The 14876-nt window shown below is 67.2% G+C and carries 10 protein-coding genes; all 10 read left to right on the forward strand.

What is annotated here, in order from left to right; all coding sequences use genetic code 11:
• The first annotated feature begins 208 nt into the window (after positions 1-208).
• The 10 genes from speA to KUV26_RS19130 all read left to right on the forward strand — a co-directional run bounded on the left by speA (position 209) and on the right by KUV26_RS19130 (position 14866).
• Positions 209-2098 carry a biosynthetic arginine decarboxylase gene (speA, locus tag KUV26_RS19085; RefSeq protein WP_222509585.1) on the forward strand — a complete coding sequence of 630 codons (1890 nt, stop codon included), beginning with the start codon at positions 209-211 and terminating at the stop codon, positions 2096-2098.
• 76 nt (positions 2099-2174) lie between these two features.
• The gene (locus KUV26_RS19090; RefSeq protein WP_222505139.1) at positions 2175-3386 is read left to right on the forward strand and encodes a saccharopine dehydrogenase family protein; all 1212 of its coding nucleotides are present in this window, start codon (positions 2175-2177) and stop codon (positions 3384-3386) included.
• 109 nt (positions 3387-3495) lie between these two features.
• Positions 3496-4668, forward strand: coding sequence for a carboxynorspermidine decarboxylase (locus KUV26_RS19095; protein WP_222509586.1), 1173 nt, complete (start codon positions 3496-3498; stop codon positions 4666-4668).
• Entirely contained in the window at positions 4665-5525 is an 861-nt protein-coding gene (gene speB / locus KUV26_RS19100) for an agmatinase (protein WP_222505137.1), read from the forward strand. The genes KUV26_RS19095 and speB overlap by 4 nt, the downstream gene beginning before the upstream one ends.
• Before the next feature lie 189 nt (positions 5526-5714).
• Positions 5715-7697 carry a TonB-dependent receptor plug domain-containing protein gene (locus tag KUV26_RS19105; protein WP_222509587.1) on the forward strand — a complete coding sequence of 661 codons (1983 nt, stop codon included), beginning with the start codon at positions 5715-5717 and terminating at the stop codon, positions 7695-7697.
• Between the two features lie 314 nt (positions 7698-8011).
• Positions 8012-9787, forward strand: a complete 1776-nt coding sequence (locus KUV26_RS19110) for an IucA/IucC family protein (protein WP_222509588.1) — start codon at positions 8012-8014, stop codon at positions 9785-9787.
• A complete protein-coding gene (locus tag KUV26_RS19115; protein WP_222509589.1) occupies positions 9774-11489 on the forward strand; it encodes an IucA/IucC family protein in 1716 nt (571 codons plus the stop codon). The genes KUV26_RS19110 and KUV26_RS19115 overlap by 14 nt, the downstream gene beginning before the upstream one ends.
• Positions 11482-12726, forward strand: a complete 1245-nt coding sequence (locus KUV26_RS19120) for an AMP-binding protein (protein ID WP_261399986.1) — start codon at positions 11482-11484, stop codon at positions 12724-12726. The genes KUV26_RS19115 and KUV26_RS19120 overlap by 8 nt, the downstream gene beginning before the upstream one ends.
• Positions 12723-14030 carry a DUF6005 family protein gene (locus tag KUV26_RS19125; protein WP_222509590.1) on the forward strand — a complete coding sequence of 436 codons (1308 nt, stop codon included), beginning with the start codon at positions 12723-12725 and terminating at the stop codon, positions 14028-14030. The genes KUV26_RS19120 and KUV26_RS19125 overlap by 4 nt, the downstream gene beginning before the upstream one ends.
• Positions 14027-14866 (forward strand): sugar phosphate isomerase/epimerase family protein, encoded by an 840-nt coding sequence (locus KUV26_RS19130; protein WP_222509591.1) that lies wholly within the window; start codon positions 14027-14029, stop codon positions 14864-14866. The genes KUV26_RS19125 and KUV26_RS19130 overlap by 4 nt, the downstream gene beginning before the upstream one ends.
• Positions 14867-14876 lie beyond the last annotated feature (10 nt).

Raw genomic sequence — 14876 nt, forward strand, 5'->3', positions numbered from 1 at the left:
CCGTCCTGGCGGCAGAAAACCTCTTGATGCAGCGGAACGCCGATTGTAAGGAGGCGGCCACCGCACGGTCCTGCACCTGATAAGGCTTCGACCCGAACCGTCAGCTTTGCACCTCCCAGCCCAACAACTCTGGACAGAAAGGCCCCGCGATGCCGCACCGGCTCTCCCCCTCAGATTTTTCGAAACGCCCTGCACGGGTGCGCAGCCGATGAGCGGCGCGGCAGAGACCTTCGAGGGCCTCTACGGCCTCGACGCCTGGGGCAGCGGCATGCTGGAGGTCACCCCGGACGGCGCCGTGGCGCTGCGGGTGCCGCAGGCGCCGGACGCCAAGCCGACCCCGCTGCCGGAGGTGATCGCGGCAATCGAGGCGCGCGGCATCTCGGCGCCGGTGGTGCTGCGGGTGCATCAGTTCCTGGAGCAGTCCCTGACCCAGCTGCACGAGGCCTTCAACAGCGCCATCGAGAACGCGGGCTACAAGGGCCGCTACCGCGGCGTGTTCCCGATCAAGGTGAACCAGCAGGCCGAGGTGATCGGGCATCTGATGGCCGCAGGCCAGAAGTTCAGCTACGGGCTGGAGGCAGGCTCCAAGCCCGAGCTGATGATCGCCCTGTCGCAGCCGCTGCCCGAAGACGCGCTGCTGATCTGCAACGGCTCCAAGGACGAAGCCTTCATCCGGCTGGCGATCCTGTCGCGCAAGCTCGGCCACAACACGGTGATCGTGATCGAAACGCTGGACGAGTTCGAGATCATCCGCCGGGTGGCCGAGGATCTGGGCATCCGCCCGCTGCTCGGCGTGCGGGTCAAGCTGACTGAACGCGTCACCGGCAAATGGCAGGAAAGCTCCGGCGACCGCTCCACCTTCGGCCTTGGCGCGCATGACCTGGTGACGCTGATGGGCCGCCTGCGCGACAGCGGCTTCCTCGACTGCCTGGTGCTGCAGCACAGCCACCTGGGCAGCCAGGTGCCCAACATCTTCGACATCCGCCGCGCCGCGGACGAAGCCTGCCGCTTCTTTGTAGAACTGACCCGCATGGGCGCGCCGCTGACCCATATGGACCTCGGCGGCGGCCTTGGCGTCGATTACACCGGCGAGCGCCGCCCGGACGAGAACTCGGTCAATTACACCGTCAACGAATATTGCACCAACATCGTCGAAACCATCCGCTACGCGCTGGATGAGGCGGGCATCGCCCACCCCACCATCGTCACCGAAAGCGGCCGGTTCGTGGTGGCGCATTCCTCGATCTTCATCTTCGAGGTTCTGGGCGCCACGCTTTATGACGCGCCGGAAAAGCCGGAGGTGCGGCCCGACGACCACCACCTGGTCTCGGACCTGATGGCGGTGGAGGCCTACATCGGCGGGCCGCGCTTTCAGGAGGCGCTGAACGACGCGATCTATTACCGGGACGAGCTGCGGGCGCTGTTCCGCCGCGGCCAGATCGGGCTGGAGCAGCTGTCGCGCGCCGAACAGGGGTTCCTGTATCTGGCGGGCCTGTTCAAGGCGGCGGCGCGCGGGGACGAGACCCTGTCCGAAGCCGCCAGCGCGCTCGGCGCCTTCACCGACCACTACCAGGGCAACTTCTCGCTGTTTCAGTCGCTGCCGGACGTCTGGGCCATCGACCAGCTGCACCCGATGATGCCGATTCAGCGCCTGAACGAGCTGCCGTCGCGCAACGCGATGATCACCGACATCACCTGCGACAGCGACGGCAAGCTGGATCACTTCATCCTCGCCGACGGCACCGCCAACGCGCTGCCGGTGCACGACCTGCGCGAGGGTGAGCACTATCTGATCGGCGTGTTCTTTGTCGGCGCCTACCAGGAGACGCTCGGCGACTTGCACAACCTCTTTGGCGATGCCAACGTGGTCACCATCTCGCTGGACGGCCAGGGCGGCTTTGATATCGAGCACGAAACCGAGGCCGACACCATTGCCGAGGTGCTGTCCTATGTCGAATACGACCCGCGGCTCTGCCTGGAAACCTTCCGCAAACGGGTGGAACGGGCCGTGAAGTCCGGCAAGGTCAACGCCGCAGAGCGCCGGCAAATGATTGCCGCCTACAAGGACAGCCTGGCCGGCAGCACATATTTCGACTGAAGCCGCCCCCCGGAAGACGACCCAGGGGCACATCGGAACACCGGGGCCTCGGCCCCTTCTGCAAAGGAACAAACACATGGAAAAGGTTCTGGTTGTTGGCGCCGGCGGCGTCGGATCCGTCACTGTCACCAAAATGGCGATGCACCCGGAGATCTTTAAGGAGATCACCCTGGCCAGCCGCACGGTCTCCAAGTGCGAGGACATTGCCGCCAACGTCAAGGAACGCACCGGCGTCACCATCCGCACTGCCCAGCTGGACGCGATGAAGGTCGCCGACACCGTGGCGCTGATCAAGGAAACCGGCGCCGAGCTGCTGGTCAACCTGGCCCTGCCCTACCAGGACCTGGTGCTGATGGACGCCTGCCTCGAGGCCGGCATCCACTATCTCGACACCGCCAACTATGAGCCCGAGGACGAGGCCAAGTTCGAATACAAATGGCAGTGGGCCTATCAGGAGCGCTTCAAGAAAGCCGGCCTGACCGCGATCCTGGGCGCAGGCTTTGACCCGGGCGTCACCTCGATCATGGCCACCTGGGTGCGCAAGCACAAGCTGGAGGGCATCCGCCTGATCGACGTGCTGGACTGCAACGGCGGCGACAACGGCAAGCCGTTCGCCACCAACTTCAACCCGGAAATCAACATCCGCGAAGTCACCGCCCCGGCCCGCCACTGGGAAAACGGCGCCTGGGTCGAAACCCCGGCAATGACCCACAAGCACGAGTTCGACTTCCCTGCCGTGGGCAAGAAGAACATGTACCTGATGTACCACGAGGAGCTGGAGTCGCTGTCGACCCACTTCCCCGAGATCGAGCGCGCCCGCTTCTGGATGACCTTCGGCGACGCCTACATCAACCACGTCACCGTGCTGCAGAACGTCGGCATGACCGGCATCGAGCCGGTGATGCACAACGGCCAGGAAATCATCCCGCTGCAGTTCCTGAAAACCGTTCTGCCGGACCCCTCCGAACTGGGTGAGCTGACCAAGGGCAAGACCTGCATCGGCGACATCATCACCGGCCCGGCCAAGGACGGCGGCGCAGAGAAGACCTATTACATCTACAACATCTGCGACCACGAGGAATGCTATGCCGAGGTCGGCAGCCAGGCGGTGGCCTACACCACCGGCGTGCCCGCGATGATCGGCGCGGCGATGGTGATGAACGGCACTTGGCGCGAGCCGGGCGTGTGGAACACCGAACAGCTGGACCCGGATGCCTTCATGGACATGCTGAACACCGACGGCCTGCCCTGGCAGGTGGTCGAACTGGACGGCCACCCGGAGTTCTAGGCACTCCAAGACACCGGCTGCGGGCATCCACTGCCCGCGGCCAGACATTTCGGGCTGGTTTCTTCAGAAGCCGGCCCTTTCCGTTCCCGCCGCAACGAAAGACCCCGCCATGGACATCAAAGCGCTCTCCACCGAAAGCTTTGCCCGTTTCGACCTGCACCGTGTGCCCTCGCCCTGTTTCGTGGTGGATGAGGCCGCGGTCGAGCGTAACCTGACGATCCTGAAACAGGTGGCGGATGCCTCCGGCGCCAATGTCCTCCTTGCGCTCAAGGCGTTCTCGATGTTTGCTGTCGCCCCCTTGGTCCGGCGCTACCTGTCCGGCACCTGCGCCTCCGGCCTTTACGAGGCGCGGCTGGCGCGCGAGGAATTCGGCGGCGAGGTCACCACCTATTCCGCGGGCTTCAAGGCCGCCGACCTGCCGGAAATCATCCGCCTGTCGGATCACCTGATCTTCAACTCCCCGGCCCAGCACCGCCGCTTCGCACCGCTGATCGCCGAGGCCCGCGCAGGCGGCGAGAGCATCTCCATCGGCCTGCGCGTGAACCCGGAGCATTCCGAGGGCTGGAACGAGAAATACGACCCTACCGCCCCCTGCTCACGCCTCGGCACGCCGGTATCCCAGTTGACAGAACAGGACTGGGAGGGCGTCGAGGGCCTGCACATGCACACGCTCTGCGAACAGCTGTTCGAGCCGCTGCAGCGCACCTTCGCCGCGCTGGAAGAGAAGATGGGCGCCCGCCTCAAGCAGCTGAAATGGATCAACCTCGGCGGCGGCCACCACATCACCATGCCGGATTACAACCGCGACGGGCTGATCGCCCTGATCCGCCATATCCGCGAAACCTACGATGTCGAGGTCTTCATCGAACCGGGTGAGGCGGTGGCGCTGCATTCCGGCATCCTGGTGGGGGAGATCCTGGATGTGGCGGAAAACGCCATGCCGCTGGCGATCACCGATATCTCCGCCACCTGCCACATGCCCGACGTGATCGAGGCCCCTTACCGCCCCGACCTCCTGGGCGAAGTGTCGGACGTGCCGCCGCACCGGCTCGGCGGGCCGTCCTGCCTGGCCGGCGACGTGATCGGCGACTACGGCTTTGCCGCGCCGCCCCAGCCCGGCGACCGCATCGCCTTCCTCGACCAGTCGCATTACTCGATGGTCAAGACCAACACTTTCAACGGCGTTCCCCTGCCCGCGATTGCGCTGTGGAACTCCGATACCGACGCGCTGAAACTCCTGCGCACCCCCTCCTATGACGATTTCAAGGACCGCCTGTCATGACCTATTTCCTCGAAGGCGAACTGAGCGACGCCGAACGCGATCCCGCCACTGCCCGCTTCCGGGTGATCCCGGTGCCGCTGGAGCGCACCGTCTCCTACGGCGGCGGCACCGAGGGCGGCCCGGAGGCCATCCTTGAAGCCAGCGTCGAGCTGGAACGCCTCTACCGCGACAGCGAACCCTGCGCCGCCGGCATCGTGACCGAGGACGCCGTTGACTGTACCGGCCCGCTGCCCCAGGTGATGGAGCGCATCGCCGCCCGCACCGAGGCCGCGGTGGCCGCGGGCGCGGTGCCGGTGACACTGGGCGGCGAGCACGCCCTCAGCTACGGCGCGGTGCGCGGTGTTGCCCGCGCGCTGGGGCGCCCCGTCGGCATCGTCCAGATCGACGCCCACGCCGACCTGCGCAAGGCCTATCAGGACGAACGCCACTCCCACGCCTCGGTGATGCAACTCTTGGCAGAGGAAGACGGTGTCCGCATCGCCCAGTACGGCGTCCGCGCCATGAGCCAGGAGGAGGTCGACCGCCGCGCCGCCTGCAACGTGGTCTCCATCGACGCCGAGGAGCTTGTCACCGGCAATATCCAGTCCGTGACCCTGCCCAAGGATTTCCCGCAGGACGTCTACGTCAGCTTTGACGTCGACGGGCTGGACCCGGCCATCCTGCCCGCCACCGGCACGCCCGTCCCCGGCGGCCTCGGCTACTACCAGGCACTCAACATCGTGCGCTCTGCGCTGGCGGGCCGCAATCTGGCAGGCTGCGACGTGGTGGAGCTGGCCCCGACGGCGGACAGCCGGGTGTCGGAGTTCACCACCGCCCAGATCACCTATGCGCTGATGTCCTTCGCGTCCGCCAAGTGACGCCCGCGCGCAGCGGCCCCGCAGCCGCTGCGCGCCCGTCGGGGCAAAGCTGCAACAGCGCATGGCAAAGTAATTCAGTCAACAATACCCCCTTGCACCCCGGCGATTTCCTGCCTATGAGGCGCAGGCCTTTGACAAGGCGAGCCAGGAATTAACCCAAGCTAACAGCTCCAAGAACACGGGTTAATCATGGCACGAACTTCCAGCATCCGCCTGTCCGGGCTGCTCTGCAGCACCGCGCTCACACTCATCACCGCCTCCGCCGCGCTGGCAGAAGACGACGAGATCCTGTCGCTCGACCCGATCGTGGTCAAGCAGCGCGATCCGATCGGCAACGCCGCCGACCGCGCCACCTCGATCTATGTCGCCGACGCCGAAATCGAACGCGCCGCAATGGGCGATCTCAAGGACCTTTTTGCAGGCATCGCCTCGGTCTCCGTCGGCGGCGGCATCCCGATTGCGCAGAAGATCTTCGTCAACGGCGTCGACATGCTGAACCTGGCGGTGCAGGTCGACGGCGTCAGCCAGAACAACCGCACCTTCCACCACGTCAGCGCCAACGCCTTCGACCCCGGCCTGATGAAATCGGTGCGCGTCGACCCCGGCGTCGCCCCCGCCGATGCCGGACCCCGTGCGCTGGCCGGCCGGGTGGTGATGGAAACCATCGACGCCGAGGACATCCTGGAGGACGGCGAAACCTTCGGCGGCCAGTCCCGCCTGTCCTATTCCAGCAACGGCAACACCGCCCAGGGCTCGCTGACCCTGGCAGGCCGCAGCGGCGGCTTTGAAATCCTCGGCTACGCCAAGCGCGCCACCGGCGGCAATTACGAGGACGGCGACGGCAACGAAATGTCCGGCTCCGCCGCGAACCTGTCCGCGGGCCTGCTGAAATTCGCCTATGAGGGCGATCAGGGCGACCGCATCGAACTGTCGCTGCAAGAGGTGCAGGACAACGAAATCCGCAACTTCCAGCCCAACTTCGGCGCCAGCAGCCGCGGCTTCGCGCCCTACAACACCAGACGCCGCATCGCCTCGCTGCGCTACGAAAGCGGCAATGAAACCGGCCTCTGGGACCCGTCGGCGACCCTCGGCTTTTCCGAAATCAACGTCGACCGCCCCAGCGACCCGTTCGGGGATTCCACCGCGACCAGCTCCAACACCTACGCGCTGACGCTGCAGAACGACTTCCACCTGTCGGACAGCAACACCATCACGGCAGGTGTCGACTACCAGGTCCGCGAAAGCTCGGTGAACGCCACCTGGACCAACGGCAAGACCGGCGAGGAAAGCAAGAACCTCGGCATCTTCGCCCAGGCCCGGCTTGAGCCCACCGACCGCCTCAGCGTCTCGGCGGGTCTGCGCTATGACTGGCAGGACTTCACCGGCCAGGACTTCGCGCAGTCCGGCACCGCCTTCACCGGCTCCACCTCGGGCGCAAGCGGCAACCTGTCGCTGGTCTATGACCTGACCGACTCGCTGTCGCTGCGGGCCGGCTACTCCAATGTCTTCGGCGGCTACGATCTGGAAGACAACTTCCTGTTCTATCAGGCCTGGGACTACTCCGACCTGCAATCCTCGCGCGCCAAAAACATCGTCGTCGGCGCCGACTGGCAGCGCGGCAGCTGGACCCTGGGCGGCGAGCTGTTCAAGACCAATATCGACAACGTGCGCGGCGTCTCCGGCAATGCCGTTGTCACCAACGACTTCGAAAGCAAGGGCTTCAACATCGCCGCCACTTACGGCTGGGACAGCGGCTTCGCCCGCTTCACCATGAACAACAGCGATGTCGAATTCAACGGCGGCCCGGCGGAAAGCTTCTTCCTGGTCGACTCCGGCACCCCGATCGGAAAAGTGCTGGCCTTCGAACTGCAGCAGGAAATCGCCGCGATGAACCTGCTGGTCGGCGGCAGCGTCGAGGCGGCGCTGTCCAACGACAACGGCGTCTACGAGAGCTACACCCAGAAGCAGCCGGGCTACGGGGTGCTGAACCTCTTTGCCGAATACAGCCCGCCGTCGCTGGACAACCTGACCATCCGCGCCGCCGTCGACAACGTGTTCGACAAGCGCTACGCCGACCGCTCGACCTACGGCACTGAATACACGTCCTCGACCATCACCGCCTTCAACGAACCGGGCCGCAACATCTCGGTTGTTGCCACGCTCAAGTTCTAAGGCCCATCCGGCCCTGCGGTTTCCGGCGGTTGCCCGCCGGAAACCGCAAATCCCACTAAAATACTAAGAATTCCCTTTTCCCGCCCCGCGGCACAGTCTAGACACGGGGCGTGAAGGCACCTTCACATCCGGCGCCCAGCCCTCTGCCCCGCGCCGCTCCGCAGCCAGCCATCCCGCTAGTTCTTGTCAAAAACTGACCGCCCGCCTGACGGCCCGGCCTCCGTGCCGGGGTGTTTCGCGCGCCGCGGCACGGCCACGGGACCACTCAGCACCATGCACCCCGCCCCTTCCCCCTCCCTGCCGGGAGGCCCGAGATGAGCCTCCAGCAAGCCATTCACCCCGGCCCCTGCGCCGCGGCTGCCGCGCAAGCCGCCTCGCTGCAGGCCCTGCTGAACACCTATCTGCGCGAAATCGCGGCCGGCAGCGCCACGCTGGCCGGCAGCCGCGATTCCGTCGAAATCCCGCTCAGCCATATCCCCGCCCGCCTGCGCGTGCAGATCGAGTATTTTTCCCAGTCCGGCCCGCACTGCTTCGGCCCGGCGCAGATCCGCTTTTCGGGCTCCAGTGCCTGGCAGGCCGCGGCACCGGTGCAGGTGCTCACCCTGGTCGCGCAGGAATGCTTTGCCCGGCTGAATGCCGGCGGCGCAGGCAAGCTGCCGGACTTCCTGCGCGGCATCTTTAACAGCAATGCCGAAATCGAAGCGATCCTGTGCCGCCATGCCGACGCGCCGGAGCCGGACGGCTTCCTGGCCGCAGAGCAGGCGCTCAGCTACGGCCACTGGCTGCACCCCACCCCCAAAAGCCGGGACGGGCTGACCGGCTGGCAGCAGGCGGTCTACGCGCCTGAATACGCGGGCCGGTTCCGCCTCGCCTTCTTTGCCGCCGACAGCGCCCTTGTGGCGCAAGGCGCAGCACAGGGCACCGCCGCCGGTCTGGTCCGCCAGATCCCCGGCGCCGGCAGCGCCTTCCGGCTGCAGCCGCATGAGACCCTGATCCCGGCGCATCCGCTGCAGGCGCAGATGCTGCGGCTGGACCCGGCGGTGCAGGCGCTGATGGCCTCGGGGCGGCTGCGCGACCTGGGCGAGGGCGGCTGCGCCTTTGCCGCCACCTCCTCCATGCGCACGCTATTTGCCCCCGAATGCCCCTGGATGCTGAAATTCTCGATCCCGGTGCGGCTGACCAACTCCCTGCGGGTGACCAAGCGCAACGAGCTCGAAACCGGTGTCTCCATGGCCCGGCTGCTGCGCGGTCTCGGCGCCGCCAGGCTCAGCCCCAGGTTCCGGATCATCAACGACCCGGCCTATCTGACCCTGAACCTGCCGGGCCGCAGCGAAAGCGGATTCGAGGTGATCTTCCGCGAGAACCCGTTTACCGGCCGCGCAGGCCAGGGGGTCTACAACCTCGCCGCCCTCACCGCCGACCCGCTGCCCGGCCGCAGCGCGCTGCTCACCGGCATCATCCAACGGCTGGCATCGGATCGCGGCCAGCCCGCGGGGGACACCGCCTGCCGCTGGTTCGACGCCTACCTCGACTGCATGCTGGACCCGGTGCTGGAGCTGTACGACCGGCACGGCATCGCGCTGGAGGCGCACCAGCAGAACAGCCTGCTGGACCTCGGCAGCGGCCTGCCGTCCTGCGGCTACTACCGCGACAACCAGGGCTATTTCATCGCGCAGGACGCCTTCCCCCGCCTTTGCGCGCTGGAACCCTCGCTGGCCGGCCAGCCGGCGCTGGTCTACCCCCGCGCGCACATCAACGAGCGGCTGGCGTACTACCATGTGGTCAACCAGATCTTCGCCGTGATCCGCCGCCTCGGCCGCGACGGCCTGGCCAGCGAACCCGCGCTGCTGCTGCTGCTGCGCCGCCGCCTGTCCGCCGCCGCCGACCGCCTCACCGGCGCCGGGGCGGAATTCGCCCGCTACCTGCTGACCGCCCCGTCCCTCACCGCCAAGGCCAACCTGCTGACCCGCGCCCACAACGTGGACGAGCTGCAGACCGAAACACAGGAAGGACTGTTCCTGCAGATGCCGAACCCCATCGCCGCGGCCCGGCCGAAGCTGGTGCAGGAGCTTGCCGATGTCCCTGCATGAGCCGCTGAGCCGCACTGCCTCCGCGCCCCGCGTCCTGCGCCAGCTGTGCGAGGCGCTGCTCTGCGAGGGCTGGGCTGCCGCGCTGCAGCTGGACCGCGGCCAGACCGTCAGCTGGTCGCTGCGCCAGACCCGGTTCCGCGCCCGCGGCCGCCGCGGCGCCTTCGGCCGCTACCGGTTGCAGGAGGGAAGCATCGAGATCCGGGACGGCAGCCGCTGGCGCCCCGCCGCCGCCGCGGACGTGCTGGCGGCGGCCGCGGCCCCCTCCCCCGCACTGGACATCCTGCGCGCCGACCTCTGCCATACCGAACACCTCAGCGACCTGACCGCGCTGCACATCCCCGCCGCAGCGCGGCGGCACCGTTTGGGAATCTCGGCGCTGGAAACCGCGCTGCACGAGGGCCACCCCTACCACCCCTGCTTCAAGGCCCGCAGCGGGTTTTCCGATGCCGACCACCTCGCCTACGGGCCGGAGGGCGGCGCGGCCTTCCGCCTGACCGGCGTGCTGTTCCACCGGTCGCTGGTGCAGCAGTCCCTGCCCGCGGACAGCTTCTGGGAACAGGAGCTGGGCACCGCCGAATGGCGCCGCATCGCCGCGCTGGCCGATACACGGGGCACCCCGCTCGGCGCCCACTGCCTGCTGCCCCTGCACCCCTGGCAGCACGCCAAGCTGCAGGACGATCCGCTGTTCAACGCATGGCGCACCGCAGGCCGGCTGGCAGAAACCGGCCCCATCGGCGAAGCCTACCGCGCCACCCAGTCGGTGCGCACCCTGATGCGCGCGGGAACCCCTGCCCGCGCCCATGTGAAAACCGCGATGGCGATGCGCAACACGTCCTCGCTGCGCACCCTCGCGCCGGAATCGGTCGCCGTCGCCCCGGCGGTCTCCCAATGGCTGGCGGCGGTGCTGGACAGCGACCCGCTGTTCGCCAGCCGCTACCCGCTGACCATCCTGCCGGAATACGCCGCCATCACCGCCGGCCGCGGCACCGCGCTGGACGGGCATCTGGCCGCGATCTGGCGCCAGAGCCCGGAGTCGCTCGGCCTGCCCGCCGGCAGCATGATGCCCTTCAACGGCCTCGCCCTGACCGAAACCGACGGCAGGCCGCTGATTGCCCCCTGGATCGAGGCGCACGGGCTGGACGCCTGGCTCGCGCAGCTGATCGAGGTGGCGGTGCTGCCAATCTGGCACCTGATGGTGGCCCACGGCATCGGGCTGGAGGCGCACGGCCAGAACCTGATCCTGCGCCATGACAACGGCTGGCCGACAGGCCTCATCGCCCGCGACTTCCATGAAAGCCTGGAGTACGTGCCGGAATTGCTCTCGCGCCCGGACCTCTGCCCGGACCTCGCTCAAATAGATCCGGCCTACGCGGACGCGCCGCCGGACAAATTCCACCGGATGTCCAGCGCCGAGGAGCTGCGCTGGCTGGTGATGGACACGCTGTTCGTGTTCAACCTCGCCGACCTCTCCGCCTTGCTGCAGCGCCACTACGGCCTGGCAGAGGCCACTTTCTGGCGGCGGGTCCGCACCAGGCTGGACCGCTACGCCGCCGAGCACGGGATGCAGGCCCGCCAGGACTTATTTGCCCCCTTCGCGCCGCAGATCCGCGCCGAAAGCCTGATCACCCGCAAGATCGACCCCGACAGGCCGCAGCACGGCCACCTGATCGCCAATGCCCTGGCCACCGCAAAGGATGACTGACGACATGTTTGTTCTGAACGACACCCCCATCGACCCTTCGGACCTCGCCGCGCGGCTGGACCGCGTGCTGATAGACCCTGCCAAGCACCGTTACGGCCTGCACATGCAGAACGCCGGCGCCGCGCTTTCGGCGCTTCTGTACCTGCGGGCGCAGAATGCGGGCGTCTTCCCGATCCATGCCGGCATCCCGCCCGAAACAGCCCGCGAAATGGCGCAGGCCGCGGGCTGCGACGTGATGCTCAGTGACGGGCTGAAACAGACCGCCCTGCCGCAAACCGGCACCGCCCCGCGCGGCGGCGTTCTGGTGCAGATGAGCTCCGGCACCACCGGTGCCGCCAAGGTGATCACGCGCCACTGGGACGAAATCGCCGCAGAGGTCGAAAGCTACGCCGCCTTCTTCACCGCCAGCGCCGCGATGACGCCGGTGATCGCCTGCCCCGTCACCCATTCCTACGGGCTGATTGCCGGCGTTTTCGTGGCGCTGCACCGCGGCCATATGCCGGTGGTGCTCGACAGCCTGAACCCGAAATACATCCTGCGCCGCCTGCGCGAGACGGATCAGCCGCTGCTCTACACCTCGCCCGCGATGCTGCACACGCTGGCCCGCCTGCTGCCCGCGGACCAGCGGCTCTATGCCGCCAACACCTCCGGCACCGTGCTGCCGGAGGCCTGGTTCCAGCTGATCCGCGCCCGCACCACCCATCTGTTCCAGCAGTACGGCTGCTCCGAGGCCGGCTGCGTCGCCATCAACCAGGACCTTCAGAACCCCTATGACGTCGGCCATCCGCTGCCGCATGCCGCCCTGGCCGCAGGCCGGGACGGCAGCCCGGACGCGGTGCGCATCACCGTCGCCGGACACGAAATAGACACCGGCGACCTCGGCCATCTGAACGCATCCGGCATGCTGGTGTTCACCGCCCGCGCCGACGACATGATCAACGTGGCGGGCCTCAACGTCTATCCGCAGGACGTGGAAAAGGCGGTGATGGCGCTGCCCGGCGTCAGTGACGCCGTCGCCTTCCGCCTGCCCGACCCGCACTCCGGCGCCCGCGCCGGCCTATTGTATGCCGGCACCGCAAGTGAAGACACCATCCGCCAGGCCTGCCGCAACGCGCTGGCCGACTACCAGCAGCCCGCCCTGATCAAACACCTCCCCGCCCTGCCCCGCCAGGCCAACGGCAAGATCAGCCGCCGCGAAGTCTCGGCCCAATACGCACAGGAGGCCGTCCCCGCATGACCTACGACAGCATTCTCGAGGCCATCCGCCAGACCCTGGCCGGTCCGCTCGCCAATCCGCACATGCAGAACTTCTCCGCGCAGGCGGTGCTGAACGACGACCTGCACGTCGACTCGGTGATCCTGATCAACCTGATGCTGCATCTGGAAACCGATCACGGCATCGAGATGCCGGAGCGCGAGCTGTCCAAGAGCGATTTCGCCACCGTCGACGGGCTGATCCGCATGCTGCTGGGCGAGGCCCCTGAAGCCGCCGAAGACACCTCCAACGCCCCCGCCCCCAGCGAAATCACCGTGCATTGCTTCGTCAGCTGCCTCTGCGCCGCGATCCGCCGCCACGCGCACCTGAACTTCCGCCCGTTCTACTTCGGCACCTGGGACAGCAGCTTTGCGGTGACGCCCGCGATGCAGCTCGCCTACCACAGCGAGGAGATCACCCAGGACCACTTCGCCGACTGGGTCGAGCGGCTCTACAACATCCCGGTGCGCGAATGGTACGACCACGGCAAATCCAAGGAAGCGAACCTGATCCGCTTCGAACAGCTCCTGTCGACCAAATCCGGCGACGAGCAGCTGGTGGTCTTCCTCGACATGTTCCACCTGCCGGAGCGCGAGAACAAGTACAACCAGAACCCCTTCCCGCATTATGTCATTATCGAGCTGACAGACGATCCGGATCTCTGGCATCTCTATGACCCGGACTACCGCTGGCGCGGCGACCTGCCGCGCGAAACCATCCTCAACGCGATGGCGCAGCCCACCGTCGCGGGCGGCTATATCCTGAACAGCGGCCGCGCGCAGGCACCTCGGCCCGCCGACCTGGCCGCCTATTTCACCGAAACCTTCCGGGGCGGCGACAACCTGCTAACCTCCGCCCTGCGCCGGATCTTCGACTACCACTGCAATCCCGCCCGGCCGCTGGCGCTGGCGGACCTGGGCCGCGCAGTGCGGGAAATGCCGGTGCTCTCCCTGCGCAAATACGCCTACGAGCACGCCTTTGCCTTCTTCTGGCAGGAGCTGGACACGGACTTCGCGGCCTTCGACGCCGAATGCGACCGGGTCGAGGCACTCTGCGAAGGCTTCCGCAGCCTGCACTATCTGGCGGCCCGCATCGCCCATACCGGCGACCGCTCCATGATCCCCGACCTGTTCGCGGCGCTGGAGGCGCTGGACCAGCTAGAGTTCACCATCAAATCCGCGCTGCACGCCCAGTTTGATGACTGGCGCGCCGCCAACCTGCCAGCCCAGGCCAATCCTCAGACTTGCCTGCCGGCCAGCCCCCAGCCGCAGGAGGTTCCGGCATGAAGATCTCGCTTTGCACCATTTCCTTCCGCCATCAGCTGATCGGGCTCAAGGACATTGCCTTCTGGGCCCGCGACAACGGCTTTCAGGGCATCGAGCTCTGGGGCGTTCACGCCCGCAACCAGCCGCCGCTGGCGATCCACAACGCCCAGTGGATGGCATCGCACGGGCTGGCGGTGCCGATGATCAGCGACTACCTGCCGCTGCATGACCCGGATCTTCTGCGCGACCGCACCCTGGCGCTCTGCGCCCAGGCCCGCACCTGGGGGGCGGGCAAGATGCGCACCTTCGCAGGCCAGCAGGCCAGCGCCGCCGCGACGCCCGACGAGCGCCGCCAGACCATCCGCGCCCTGCGCGAGGCCTGCGTCATCGCCGCCGACCACGGTCTGCGGCTGCTGGTGGAGACCCACCCCGGCACCCTGGCCGACTCACTGGCCGCCACCTGCGGCCTGATCGACGCCACAAACCACGACTCGCTCGCCATCAACTTCGACGCGCTGCACGTCTGGGAAGGCGGCGACGACCCGGTAGAGGCCCGCCGAATCCTTCTGCCCCGCATCGCCCATTACCACCTGAAAAACGTCTCTGCCCGCGACCGGCTGGACGTCTTCGCCCCCGGCAATGTCTACAGCGCCGCAGGCAGCCGCGACGGCATGGTGCCGCTGTTCGAAGGCGCCTATGACTACACCCGGCTGCTGGCGGCAATGGCGCAGGACCCCGCCTGCGAAGCCTCGCTGGAATGGTTCGGGGACGCTGTATTCCAGACCCTGAAAAGCGATAATGCCCAGATCCGCACCCGGATCCGGCAGGCGGTACCCGAGACCGCGGAAGCGGTCTGAAAACCCGGGA

Origin of the sequence: Leisingera daeponensis, assembly GCF_019801465.1 — a bacterium.
Lineage (GTDB): Bacteria > Pseudomonadota > Alphaproteobacteria > Rhodobacterales > Rhodobacteraceae > Leisingera > Leisingera daeponensis_A.

Bases quoted from the DNA above. Each gene is read 5' to 3' on its own strand.
- speB (WP_222505137.1), top strand. From the start codon at position 4,665: ATGACCTATTTCCTCGAAGGCGAACTGAGCGACGCCGAACGCGATCCC.
- KUV26_RS19110 (WP_222509588.1), top strand. From the start codon at position 8,012: ATGAGCCTCCAGCAAGCCATTCACCCCGGCCCCTGCGCCGCGGCTGCC.
- KUV26_RS19095 (WP_222509586.1), top strand. From the start codon at position 3,496: ATGGACATCAAAGCGCTCTCCACCGAAAGCTTTGCCCGTTTCGACCTG.
- KUV26_RS19115 (WP_222509589.1), top strand. From the start codon at position 9,774: ATGTCCCTGCATGAGCCGCTGAGCCGCACTGCCTCCGCGCCCCGCGTC.
- KUV26_RS19125 (WP_222509590.1), top strand. From the start codon at position 12,723: ATGACCTACGACAGCATTCTCGAGGCCATCCGCCAGACCCTGGCCGGT.
- KUV26_RS19130 (WP_222509591.1), top strand. From the start codon at position 14,027: ATGAAGATCTCGCTTTGCACCATTTCCTTCCGCCATCAGCTGATCGGG.
- speA (WP_222509585.1), top strand. From the start codon at position 209: ATGAGCGGCGCGGCAGAGACCTTCGAGGGCCTCTACGGCCTCGACGCC.
- KUV26_RS19090 (WP_222505139.1), top strand. From the start codon at position 2,175: ATGGAAAAGGTTCTGGTTGTTGGCGCCGGCGGCGTCGGATCCGTCACT.
- KUV26_RS19120 (WP_261399986.1), top strand. From the start codon at position 11,482: ATGACTGACGACATGTTTGTTCTGAACGACACCCCCATCGACCCTTCG.
- KUV26_RS19105 (WP_222509587.1), top strand. From the start codon at position 5,715: ATGGCACGAACTTCCAGCATCCGCCTGTCCGGGCTGCTCTGCAGCACC.